The following is a 12108-nucleotide window of genomic DNA, read 5'->3' on the forward strand; positions in this document are numbered from 1 at the left end:
CGTCTCCTGAAGCGTTGCGGCCGGCACGTGGCCGTTGCCGCAATGGATGATCCAGTACTTAAGAGCTCTTCATCAACGCGTTGCTTTCCTTGACCATGCGATCGAGCCCGGCCTCGGGGGTGGTCTCGCCGCGCATCACGGCGTGGATGATCTCGCGCTGCGTGCGCCATATCTTCGCGGACTGTCCGCCGGGGTAACCCTGCCAAGGCTTCGCGCGCTCGATCTGCTGCGAAACGGTGCGGAAGTTCGAGTTCTTATCGTAGAACGGGGCCAGGAATTCGGGCCCCGAGGCGCGCAGATTGGTCGGCATGTAGCCCGTGGTCTCGACCACGATCGTCTGCGCTTCAGGTCCGCTCACGAACTTCAGGAACTCCCAGGCGGCCCGCTGCTTTGCGGCGTCCTTTGCCGTGATGATCGCCGCGTTGCCGCCGGTCGGCAGTCCGCCCTTCTGCTTGTCGTCGATCGGGAACGTGCAGGTTCGCAATGTGAACTTGTCGCCGATCAGGTCGGTGACCTGGCGCAGCCGGGCCGGCGTGTCCGCGAAGACGCCGATCTTCCCGGCGATGAACTGCTGGCGCGAGGAATCCCAATCGATCAATGGCATCTTGGCGTCAGCGACGAATCTGCGGCAATGGCTGAGCGCCTTGAGCCCGGCCTCGTTGCCGAAGCCGGCAGCGGTTTCCGATGCGTCGAGCATCTGGCCGCCGCCCTGCAGGATCAGGGAGCGGAACAGCCAGTCGTCCGGCCAATCGTGGATGTTGTAGGCGATGCCGGCGACATCGGTGCCCTTGGTCTTGATGTTGGCCGCGAGGTCGATCATGCCGGGCCAATTGTCGGGCATCTTGTCGGGATCGCCGCCGGCCGCTTTCACGAGCTGCGTGTTGAAATAGATGACCGGCAGGGATGCATTGAACGCGAGACCATAGATCTTGCCGTCGACCGCGCCGAGCGCCAGGATTCCGTCGGAGTAGTTGGCCTTGCGCCAGGCGGCATCCTCCTTCTGCAGCAAGGGCGCGACTTCCGTGATCTGGTTGCGTTTCACCAGTGTGCGCACGAGCTCCGCGAGCAGATGGTAACCCGAATAGTAGACGTCGGGGAGCTGGTTGGTGACGGCCTGCCGCAGCATGGTTTGATGACCTTCGTCATAGCTCGCCGCCGGGGCCCGGAACTGGATCTTGATGCCCGATTGCTGCTTCATGAATTCCTGGGCGATCGGCTCGTGGAATTTCGCGAAGGCGGGGAAGGCATAGAGGACGTCCAGCGTCACTTCCTGCGCCTGTGCGGAGCGCGACAGAAACGGGCTTGAAAGCGCGGTGCTCCCGACGGCGGCGGCGCTCTTCAGGAGGTCTCGGCGATGCAGCATGACAGTGTCTCCCCTGGCAGTGGTTGACGTCACTTGATTCCGGTCATCGTGATGCCGGCGATGAAATGCCGCCGCGCGATCAGGAACGCGATCACCAGCGGCGCGGTGATGATGGTGGCTCCGGCGGCCAGCGCGCCGTAATTCGAGCCCAGCTCGGAATCGGCGAAATACATCATGCCGAGCGGCGGTGTTGCGAGCTTGGTGTCGGAGACGACGATGAGCGGCCAATAGAGGTCGTTCCAGTGCGCCACGACCGAGAAGATCGAGAACGCCGCAATGGCAGGCCAGGCGCTCGGCACGACGATGCGCCAGACGATTTCGAATTCGCCGACGCCATCGAGCCGCGCGGCTTGGATGATCTCGTCCGGATAGGATTTGAAGAACTGCCGGAACAGGAAGATCGCGAAGACCGACAGGAAGAACGGCATCATCATCGAGAGGTAGGTGTTGAGAATGCCGAGCTCGGCGAACGCGATGTAGAGCGGGAGCGAGGGCGCCTGGACCGGAATGCAGAGCCCGAGCAGGACCAGCGAGAACAGGACCGGGCGTCCCGGAAAGTTCAGCTTGGCGAGCGCGTAGGCGCAGGGAATTGCGACCAGCAGCTGGACGATGAGAATTCCGCCGCAGACGATCAGTCCGTTGAGCAGGAAGCGCAGCAACGGCGCGGTGCTCAGGGCGGATTCGAAGTTCTGCCATCCATAGAACTGACGCGGCCAGAGCCGAAACGTCGCCTCGAAGATCTCGCCTGGCGGCTTGATCGCGCTCGTCAGCATGAAGACAAAGGGCAGCAGCATGAAGACGGCGCCGCCGATCAGCACCGCGTGCACGAGTGCGAGCGAGACGAGGCGGCGTATCCGGATCGCGACCGGTGCGGAAGGGCGGAGGATCGTGGCTGGCTGATGCATCAGTAGTGCACCCGGCGGTCGAGGACGAAGGTTTGCAGCACCGAGAACACCAGCGTGAACGCCAGGAAGACGAGTGTGAGCGTCGCCGCATAGCTCATGTGAAAGTACTGAAATCCCTCCAGATAGATGGCATACAGCAGCACCTCGGATGCGCCTCCGGGGCCACCCCGCGTCATTACCGCAACCGTGTCGAAGATCTTGAAGGCGGTGATGAAGGTGGTCACGGTCACGAACATCGTGGTCGGACCGAGCATCGGCCACGTCACTTTGAGGAAGCGGTCGACGGGATGGCTCGCGCCGTCGATGTCGACGGCCTCGTAGAGATCTCTGGGGATATCCGAGAGCCCGGCGAGGAATAGCACCATGTTGAAACCGATGAGCTGCCAGATGCCGATCGCGGCGAGGGTCGGGATGACGAGGCGCGGCTCGCTCAGGAAAGCCGTCTCCGCGAACCCCAGTACCTTGAGCGCCTGATTGATGAGCCCCAGGGTCGGGTGCAGCAGGAACTGCCACATCGTGGCCATTGCGATGAGCGTCGAGGTAACGGGGAGGAAATAGATCACTTCATAGAGGCTGCGCGTGCGCTTGCGCTGGTGGATCAGGATTGCGACCAGCAGCGAGATCAGGACGCCGCCGGGCACGACAATCGCCACGTAGAGCAGGGTATTGGTCACCGAGCGACGAATCGCGGGATCCTGCAGCGCCGCGCCGAAGTTCTTGAAGCCGACGAACGAGAAGTCGAGCGCACCCAGCTCGTAGTTGGTAAAACTCAGGAAGGCGAGAGCAGCCAGCGGCGCCAGATTCGTCAGGACCAGCAGGATGAAGGCCGGCGCGGCAAAGCCCAAGCCCGCGAACCGCTCGACCCATCGCTGGCGGCCGGCTGGCGGCGCCGCGACGAGCGGAGTGACTTGAGCCGCGACCGTGGTCATCGGGCCTCGCTCGTGCGGCGCACATCGCGGCCGGCGGCATTGCGGCTTTCCACCTCGATGCGGCGGCCGTTGTTGTCGAAGACGTGGCAATCCCGTGGCTCGAAGGCGAGCGGGACCTCGCCCTCGGGGATCGGGATGCTGTTGTCGACCCGGCAGAGCACCGCTACTTCCGGGGAGGCCACGAGATCGAAGTGAAGGATGCTTTCCGAGCCGAGATTTTCGCGGCGCCGGAACCTGCACGTGACGGCGCACGGTCCGCCTCCGATCCGCATCGCGTCCGGACGCACGCCGACCGTCAGTTCCGGCGTCGGCGCGTTGCGAACATCGATCGGCAGCGTCCGGCCGAGCAGCTCGACGTGACCGCTGGGCCCCACATGGGCCGGAAATAGATTGATCGCCGGACTGCCAATGAACTGCGCGACCGCGGTCGTGGCGGGCCGTTCATAGACCTCGGCGGGGGTGCCGAGCTGGAGTATGTTGCCGTGATCCATCACGGCAAGGCGATCGGACATCGTCATCGCCTCGATCTGGTCGTGTGTCACGTAGATCATCGTGGCGCCGAGACGCGCGTGCAGCTCGGTCAGCTCGCCACGCATGTGCACACGCAGCTTGGCGTCGAGGTTCGACAATGGCTCGTCCATCAGGAAAGCCTGCGGATGACGCACCATTGCGCGGCCGAGCGCGACGCGCTGCCGTTGCCCGCCCGAAAGCTGTCCGGGGCGGCGGTGAAAGAAGGATTCGATGCGAAGCTGCTCCGCGACGGCCCGCACCTCACGCGCGATCTCGTCCATGATGCGCCTGCGGCGAGGCGACAGATGACGCATCAAGGGCAGGCGCTCGAACAGGTTGAGGCGCGTCATGGTGAGGGGCAGCGCGATGTTGTCGAACACCGACATGTGGGGATAGAGCGCGTAATTCTGGAACACCATGGCGATCCTGCGCTCGTGAGGCCGCATATGGTCGACCGACGTCCCGCCGATCGACACCGAGCCGCGGTCCTGAGGTTCGAGGCCGGCGATGATGCGCAGGAGCGTCGACTTGCCACAGCCGGAGGGGCCAACTAACGTCAGAAATTCGCCGTCCGCAATATCGAGGTCGATGTCGTTGAGGACGGATGTGTCGCCGAAAGCTTTATGGATGCCGCGCAATGTGAGGCCGGCCATCGCAGATCACGCCCCAGCTTCGCGCGGTGGATAGACTTCGTGCACGACGTCGTCGATCCAGTAATCGGTGAGGCCGGGCACCGGACGAATGCTCACGTCGATATTTTCGCCGTCGATGTCGTAGACCACCGCCCCAAGCCGGGCAGCGCCGCCCATCGGCGGCGCCAGTTTCTCACCGACCAGAAAGCCGGCTGCCGGCCCCCAAATGTAGTGCGTGCCGTTCAGCCGGATTTCGTGCCAGCGATGCAGATGTCCACTGGCCACGATCTCCACCTGGTAGCGTTGCAGCAGATCGAGGAGGGCGCGGCGCGGCTCCGGCTTGACCGACCAGTAACCGGTGTCGGCCTCGGTCGGTGACTCGATGAACAGCGGCCGGTGCGTGAACCAGGCAAGGCGACGCCCCGCAGCATCGGCCATCGCGGCCTCGAGCCATTCGGTCTGCCGCGCCTCTTCGGGGCCGCCGCCGAAGATCATCGAATTGAGGCCTATCAGGCGCCAACCGTCCACATCGCGTAGCCAGCGGTCGTCGCCGAAGTGGCGGCGAAAGCGATCGAGCCGCTCGCCATTTACCGGCTGATGCGGATTGCCGACCTCGCCGACGTCATGATTTCCCGGAACCGCCACGACAGGGACGCCGAGCGAGGCCAGTTGGGTCGCGCAATATGCTGCGTCGGTTTCCTGATCGGCTGCATCGACCGTCACGTCGCCGGTATGTATGACGAGATCTGGCTTATGCTGCGCGATCCAACGGGCAAGTGGCGCCCAGTTCGCGTCGAAGTGCTGCTTGCTCGGGCTGAGATGCGTATCGGAAATCTGAATAACTCGGACCATGACGCCTCTGCTTTGGGTCGCGTGTCATGCCGTGCGTTGGGCGCGCAGCGGTCTGTCGCTCGAATCGAATGCGCTGCCCCGCGCCGCGCGGAGTGGTCATTGTAGTCGTGAAATCTGAAGCTTCCGGCGCTCTCCCTGGCTGACGATGCCGCTTAAGCGGCTTGTGTCATTTCAATCAACTATACATATGACCTGTCATTGTGACAAATGTAATTCACTACAAGACAAGCGGATCATGCGCGGACGTGAGCAACCGGGTGTGTCGTCTGACTAGGGCCGGAAATTTCGGTCTGCGCGGTCGCGATTGAATGGGCTCAGCGTCTGCGCAACCTGGATTCACATTGCCGACCGAATATGATCGAAGCCGATATCTCCCAGCTGAGTGCTCGAGGCCCTTTGCTGCGTGTCCTATGAGTGGCGTGTGCCCTCTCGCTGAGCGTTTGCGTGACGCGTGCACCGGGACTCCGAAGACGCGATTTCCACTTCCAATTCGTGCATATATGGTTCTAGAAGAGCCAGGTGGCGGAAGCCTCGTCACACCAGATTTCTCATCGGTCCAATCACATCAAGGGCCGGGCAGAGACGGAATATCTCAGTAGAATGAACGGGTTAGATCGGAAGTTTTCCATAGCTCCGATGATGGATTGGAGCGACCGGCACTGCCGGGTGTTCCACCGCCACCTGACGCGGCGGGCGCTGCTCTATACGGAAATGGTGACGACGGGCGCTGTGATTCATGGCGACCGTGAGCGGCTGCTCGGGTTCGATGCGAGCGAGCATCCGGTGGCGCTTCAGCTTGGCGGCTCGGATCCGCGCGAACTGGCGCAAGCTGCGCGGATCGGCGAGACGTTCGGCTACGACGAGATCAACCTCAATGTCGGCTGCCCGTCGGACCGCGTGAAGGATGGCCGCTTCGGCGCCTGCCTCATGGCGGAGCCGGAACTCGTGGCGAGGTGCGTCGAGGCGATGAAACGCGCTGTCGCGGTTCCCGTCACGGTGAAGTGCCGCATCGGCATCGACGACCAGGATCCGGAAGTCGCCCTTGATGCGCTTGCGCGCGCGGTGGTCGCCTCCGGCTGCGACGCACTGATCGTGCATGCCCGCAAGGCCTGGCTCAACGGGTTGTCTCCGAAGGAGAACCGCGACATCCCGCCGCTCGACTATGAGCGCGTCTATCGGCTCAAGCGCGCAATGCCTGACGTGCCTGTCATCATCAACGGCGGCATTCGAGGCCTCGACGAAGCGAGAGCGCATCTCGAACATGTCGATGGCGTGATGCTCGGCCGCGCCGCCTATCAGGACCCGTGGCGGCTGCTCGGCGTCGATCACGAAATCTTCGGCGAGGCGACGTCGCACGCGACCATGCAGGGCGCGCTCGAGGCGATGATGCCCTATATCGAGCAGCAGCTTGCGCGCGGCACGCGGCTGCATGCGATCACACGGCATTTCGTCGGCGCATTCCATGCCGTGCCCGGCGCGCGTGCCTTCCGCCGACATCTGGCCGAGCAGGGGGTGAAAGCAGGCGCCGGTCCCGAGGTGCTGCGCGATGCGATCGCGCGCGTCGGTGCGCGTGCTCCTGCGGAGGAAGCCGCGGCCTAGCCGCATTCCTGCGGGCCGATGCGATGTTTCAGAGGCCGATGAGTTGACGCACCACCGCTTGACGGACGGCCGGACCGACTCTGGCGGATTGCGCGATGTTGCCCTTCTGCCGGTGTTTTGCCCGACGTGTCACCAATATCCTTGCCCCGACGCATCCAATAACTCCGGGGAGGCGCCCATCGTTGTCCCGCGTAAGTCCTTGATCGGACAAGCATCGGCTACTGTGCATGGGGTTGTTTTCGCGTTTTCTGTTCGCCGCACCAACCGGCATCACGCACCGCGCAGGGATTAGGTCACGGCCCGTGTGAAGCGAGGTCGTTGGCGCCTGCGCGACGGTTCTTGCGGATGGTCTAGTCGAGCGCCGTACGCGAGCGGCGATGGCTGCTCTGAAGCTCGGGATAGCCGGTCAGCATCAGCTTGTCGGCGCGAACCCCCCAGCTCTCCAGGCGGTCGAGGAAGCTCATGCCAAGCAGATTGGTCTTCATCTGCCCGCGCTGGACGACGAGGGCCGGCACCGATTTTTCGACGAGATGGCCGACGGAGAGACGGTCGAGCGTGAGGCGGGCTGCCTTGGTATGGCCGCCCGCGGTTTCGAGGTCGACATCGTATTCGAGCATCTCGAGCGGCAGCCCGATGGCTTTCGCGGTTTCCCAGGTCAGCACCACCGAGGTTGCGCCGGTATCGATCACCATCGGCGCGGCGATGCCGTTGATCTTCGCACGCAGCGCGAATTCGCCGCCCTGGCCGCGCGGGATCTGCACGGCAGGCGCGGGCGTTGCCGTCTGCGCGCGAAAGATGTGGGAGACCTTGTGGCTGGCACGCGCGATCTGATCGGGATCGCCATAGGCGACGACCGCGCCTGCCGTGCCGGCAAGCATGACGAGAACGAGCAGGAAGCGGATCATCGCACGCCTCCGCAGGCGGGCAGGCCGGTCAGGTGCGTTTCGGCGACGCCGCGATCGGCGCCAGTCCGGCTTCCGTCATGCGTGCGGGCAACAGCGCCATGACCGCGAGCCGGTCCGCGCTTTCCATGGCGTGCCAGCGCGCGATCTCGGGCAAGGTCCGGCCGCAGCCGAAGCACAGCTTGGTCCTGGGATCGATCATGCAGACGGCGACGCACGGCGTTTCTTTGCTCATTCGGACATTGTGGGGGATTGTCGGGCATGTCTGCAAGCATCTGGTTTAAGAGCCCGTGCCTGCGCTCATGATCGGCTTGTGGCGCGGCCGGCGCTTCTCCTCGGGCAGTACGGAACTCTCGGGCTGGAGCGGCGGGGAATCATCCGACAGCGGCGCCAGCGCGCTCATCACGCGCTCCGGCGGGAAGGTGACGATCACCTCGGTGCCGATGCGCAACTTCGATTTCAGCGTGAACGTGCCGCCATGGAGGTCGATCAGATTCTTGGCGATCGGCAGGCCGAGACCGGCGCCCTGTTCGGCGGACTTGATCGAGTTGGAGCCCTGGCCGAACGAGGCGAGCACGACCGGGATCTCGTCCTCGGGAATGCCGGACCCGGAATCCCGCACCGAGAGATATTGTCCGCCCGAGGCGGTCCATCCGGCCTTGAGCCAGATCTCGCCGCCTTGCGGGGTGAACTTGATCGAGTTGGAGAGCAGGTTGAGCACGACCTGGCGGATCGCTCGCTCGTCGGCCCACAGCCGCGGCATGGCCTGCTCGAACACTTCGTGGATGGTGATGCCGCGGCTGGAGGCGCGCAGCTTCATCAGGTGATGGCAGTCGGCGACGATGCCGACCAGCGACACCGCTTCCTCGTTGAGCTCGTAGCGGCCGGCCTCGATCCGCGACAAGTCGAGGATCTCGTTGATGAGGTTGAGCAGGTGCACGCCGGAATTATGGATGTCCGCCGAGTACTCCTTGTAGACCGGCACGGCATGGGCGCCAAAAATCTCGCTCTTCATCACCTCGGAGAAGCCGAGGATGGCATTCAGCGGCGTGCGCAGCTCGTGGCTCATCTGCGCAAGGAAGCGCGACTTGGCGACGTTGGCGGATTCGGCGCGGTGGCGCGCCTCGTCCGAGATCGCCTTGGCCTGTTCGAGCTCGCCGATCAGCGCGTCCTTCTCGGCGCGCGCTTCCAGCGTGGCGAAGGTGGAGGAGTGCAGGCGGTGCGCCAGCAGCACGAAATAGCCTTCGGCGGCGAGCGCAAGCGCGGCCAGAATGTAATTGTCCAGCGAGCCGGTCATCACGAAGCTCAGCGCCATGGCGACGGCGACCGGTGCGGTGGCGGCGAGGGCTGCGATCGGCAGATTGGCGGCGAGCATACTCGACACTGCGATCACCAGCAGCATCAGGAACATCATCAGCGTTTCCGTGACCATGTCGAGCACGGGATGGATCAGGATCGCCATCCAGCACAGGCCATAGAGCAGGTCGAGCACGACGAAGCGCGTCCGCCAGGCGCGCGTCGCCGCGGGCGAGGCGGGCTCGGTCAGGAAGCGCCGGCAACTGCGGGTCATGGCGCTGTGGATGCAGAGCATGCCGGCGGTCCAGGCCGCGGCCGGGATCGGCTGCATCCACAGGCCGAACAGCACGCCGGTCGCGACCACCAGCAGCATCACGACATAGGAAGCCGACAGCCGCGTCTGAGCGTATTGACGCAGCATCTCGGCGTCGAAGGCCGGCCGGGTTCCGCTGGTCGACGTTAACTTGTCCCGCGCCTCGCGCACCCGCTGCGCCGCAGCCCTTCGGCTGCTCGCCGATGGAGCGCTCACCGGCTCGGCCGGAAGCTGCACAACCTCAGGCTTTTCAGCGGGGTTACTCATCAAGCAACAACGATTCCTGCCCACGCCGGACGCGGGCCTTCTGCATTGTCTATCTCTGGCAAGAAATCCTTAAGAGGTGACTTAAGGAGCTAAAGAATTACGTTAACCCGGCGTTAATTTTGGATCTCGCCTGCGCCGTCAATGCAGCGCCGCGTACTGCGCGATGTAGACCATCGCGCCCGCCAGATACCCCACCAGCGCGGGCCCTGCGATGCGGCGGGCGTACCAGAAGAATTCGATCTTCTCGAGTCCCATGGCGGCAACGCCCGCGGCCGAACCGATGATCAGGATCGAGCCGCCGGTGCCGGCGCAATAGGCGATGAACTCCCACAGGAAGCTGTCGGGCGGATGTTGCACCAGACTGTACATGCCCATCGTGGCCGCGACGAGCGGCACGTTGTCGATGATGGCGCTCAAGAGGCCGAGCAGGATGACGATGACGTCGAGACGCCCGACCGTGGCGTCGAGCCATTTGGCGAGCAGCTCGAGGACGCGGGCGTGCTCCAGGCACGCGACGGCCATGAGGATACCGACGAAGAACACAATGGAACTCATGTCGATGCGCGCCAGCGCGTGGACGAGGGTGAGGGGACGGCGCGCATCCTCGTCCTTGTGGCGGTGAACGACCTCGCCGACCAGCCAGAGGATGCCCAGCCCGAAAAGAATACCCATGAAGGGCGCAAGGTGCGTCACGGCCTTGAAAACCGGAACGGCAACCAGGGTGCCGAGGCCGAGATAAAACATCAGGTTGCGCTCGAACACCTCGACCCTGAGGGCCTGCTGCCGCCCTTGCAGCGGAGGGACGATCTCCTTTCCCTTGAGCGAGTAGCCGATGATGAGCAGCGGTATCAGCAGGTTGAGCAGCGACGGCAGGAACACCGACTTCATGATGTTGACGGGAGAGATCTGCCCTCCGATCCAGAGCATCGTCGTGGTGACGTCGCCGATCACGGTCCAGGCGCCGCCGGCATTGGCCGCGATGACGATGATGGAGGCGAACAGCAGGCGATCGCTCTTGTTGCCGATCAGCTTCTGGATCAGCGAGATCATCACGATGGTGGTGGTGAGATTGTCGAGGATCGCACTCAGGAAGAACGTCACGAAGCCGATGATCCACATCAGCGTGGTCTGCTTCGTGGTGCGGATGACCGAGGTGATGACCTCGAAGCCGTTATGGGCATCGATCACCTCGACGATCGTCATGGCACCGATCAGGAAGAAGACGATCTGCGCGGTCGAGGCGACGGATTCGTCGAGCTGATGGTTGACGAGCGAGGGGTCGCCGACGGACAGCGCGTAGATGGTCCAGAGCAGGCCGGCTCCCAGGAGAGCCGAAGCGCTTTTGTTGACGCCGAGCGGGTGTTCGAGCGCGATGGCAGCATACGCAACGATGAAAACGGCGGCTATCACGCTCAGCAAGTCAATTCCCCCCGGAATCCGTTCTTCGGCTCAATGCGAGCCTCGTCGCGACGGGCGCCGCGTCGAGACCCGCGAGGGCCGCAGCTGCCCCGGCTGCGGCCGTCAATGCGTTCCTCAGCGTTGCAGGCGCGCGAGCAGGCTCGACGTATCCCAGCGCTTGCCGCCCATCTTCTCGACCTCGGAATAGAACTGATCGACCAGCGCGGTGACCGGCAGGTTGGCGCCGTTGCGGCGGGCTTCAGCCAGCGAGATCGAGAGGTCCTTGCGCATCCATTCGACCGCGAAGCCGAAATCGTACTTGTCCTCGTTCATGGTCTTGTAGCGATTTTCCATCTGCCAGGACTGCGCCGCGCCCTTGGAGATGGTCTCGATCACTGCGGCGACGTCGAGGCCGCTCTTCTTGGCGAAGTGGATCCCCTCGGAGAGACCCTGCACCAGACCGGCGATGCAGATCTGGTTGACCATCTTCGTCAGCTGGCCGCTGCCGGCGGGCCCGAGCAGTTTGCACATCCGCGCATAGGCGCCTGTGATGATCGGCTCGGCGCCGGAATAGGCGTCCTGCGCGCCGCCGCACATCACCGTCAGAACGCCGTTCTCGGCGCCGGCCTGGCCGCCGGAGACCGGGCCGTCGATGAACTTGAAGCCGGCCTTGGTCGCGGCCGCATCCAGCTCACGTGCGACTTCGGCGGAGGCGGTGGTGTGGTCGACGAAGGTCGCACCCTTCTTCATGCCGGCGAAGGCGCCATCGGGGCCGATCGTGACCGCGCGCAGATCATTGTCGTTGCCGACGCAGCACATCACGAAATCCTGACCTTCGGCGGCCGCCTTCGGGGTCGGTGCGGTCTTGCCGCCGAACTTGTCCGCCCATTCCTTCGCCTTGGCCGCGGTGCGGTTGTAGACGGTGACCTCATGGCCCCCTTTTTTCACGAGGTGGCCGGCCATGGGGTAGCCCATGACGCCGAGACCGAGGAAAGCGACTTTAGCCATGTGTGGTACCTTGTCCGTAGCTTGAGTTTTACGGTTGCAGCCGGGCGAGGGCGCCAGGGCGGCGTCCTCGAGGTTCCGCCGCGAGGGCGGATCGGAGGCGCACCATAAACCGTTAAGGGCGGAGGGCAACGGCT

11 protein-coding genes are annotated in these 12108 nt (G+C 64.0%); 1 reads left to right on the forward strand and 10 read right to left on the reverse strand.

The features are described from left to right. Positions 1-58 precede the first annotated feature (58 nt). Genes GGD61_RS26430 through GGD61_RS26450 form a run of 5 tightly spaced genes read right to left on the reverse strand, consistent with a single transcriptional unit; the run spans position 59 to position 5191 of the window. The gene (locus tag GGD61_RS26430; protein WP_183231559.1) at positions 59-1363 is read right to left on the reverse strand and encodes an ABC transporter substrate-binding protein; all 1305 of its coding nucleotides are present in this window, start codon (positions 1361-1363) and stop codon (positions 59-61) included. 29 nt (positions 1364-1392) lie between these two features. Continuing rightward, positions 1393-2268, reverse strand: coding sequence for a carbohydrate ABC transporter permease (locus GGD61_RS26435; protein WP_183231560.1), 876 nt, complete (start codon positions 2266-2268; stop codon positions 1393-1395). Then, the gene (locus GGD61_RS26440) at positions 2268-3197 is read right to left on the reverse strand and encodes a carbohydrate ABC transporter permease (RefSeq protein WP_183231561.1); all 930 of its coding nucleotides are present in this window, start codon (positions 3195-3197) and stop codon (positions 2268-2270) included. Before GGD61_RS26440 ends, GGD61_RS26435 begins: the two co-directional genes overlap by 1 nt. Beyond that, positions 3194-4360 carry an ABC transporter ATP-binding protein gene (locus tag GGD61_RS26445; protein WP_183231562.1) on the reverse strand — a complete coding sequence of 389 codons (1167 nt, stop codon included), beginning with the start codon at positions 4358-4360 and terminating at the stop codon, positions 3194-3196. The genes GGD61_RS26440 and GGD61_RS26445 overlap by 4 nt, the downstream gene beginning before the upstream one ends. Positions 4361-4366: 6 nt before the next feature. Further along, positions 4367-5191 (reverse strand): metallophosphoesterase, encoded by an 825-nt coding sequence (locus GGD61_RS26450; RefSeq protein ID WP_183231563.1) that lies wholly within the window; start codon positions 5189-5191, stop codon positions 4367-4369. Positions 5192-5791: 600 nt separating this feature from the next. Here GGD61_RS26450 and dusA point away from each other — a divergent pair. Further along, on the forward strand, positions 5792-6790 hold the full coding sequence (gene dusA, locus GGD61_RS26455) for a tRNA dihydrouridine(20/20a) synthase DusA (protein ID WP_183231564.1): 999 nt from the start codon (positions 5792-5794) through the stop codon (positions 6788-6790). 350 nt (positions 6791-7140) lie between these two features. On the opposite strand, the gene GGD61_RS26460 is transcribed toward dusA, so the two are convergent. From GGD61_RS26460 to GGD61_RS26480, 5 genes are all read right to left on the reverse strand, one after another. Next, on the reverse strand, positions 7141-7695 hold the full coding sequence (locus GGD61_RS26460) for a TIGR02281 family clan AA aspartic protease (RefSeq protein WP_091952184.1): 555 nt from the start codon (positions 7693-7695) through the stop codon (positions 7141-7143). Positions 7696-7723: 28 nt separating this feature from the next. Next, a complete protein-coding gene (locus tag GGD61_RS26465) occupies positions 7724-7927 on the reverse strand; it encodes a DUF1289 domain-containing protein (RefSeq protein ID WP_026202286.1) in 204 nt (67 codons plus the stop codon). Positions 7928-7972: 45 nt separating this feature from the next. Continuing rightward, complete coding sequence (locus GGD61_RS26470; RefSeq protein ID WP_026202287.1) at positions 7973-9568, reverse strand: HAMP domain-containing sensor histidine kinase; 1596 nt, start codon at positions 9566-9568, stop codon at positions 7973-7975. Between the two features lie 138 nt (positions 9569-9706). Next, positions 9707-10987 (reverse strand): sodium:proton antiporter NhaD, encoded by a 1281-nt coding sequence (gene nhaD / locus GGD61_RS26475; RefSeq protein ID WP_092252357.1) that lies wholly within the window; start codon positions 10985-10987, stop codon positions 9707-9709. 114 nt (positions 10988-11101) lie between these two features. Further along, the gene (locus GGD61_RS26480) at positions 11102-11974 is read right to left on the reverse strand and encodes an NAD(P)-dependent oxidoreductase (protein ID WP_092252359.1); all 873 of its coding nucleotides are present in this window, start codon (positions 11972-11974) and stop codon (positions 11102-11104) included. Between the last annotated feature and the right edge of the window lie 134 nt (positions 11975-12108).

Source organism: Bradyrhizobium sp. SBR1B (genome assembly GCF_014198205.1).
GTDB lineage: Bacteria > Pseudomonadota > Alphaproteobacteria > Rhizobiales > Xanthobacteraceae > Bradyrhizobium.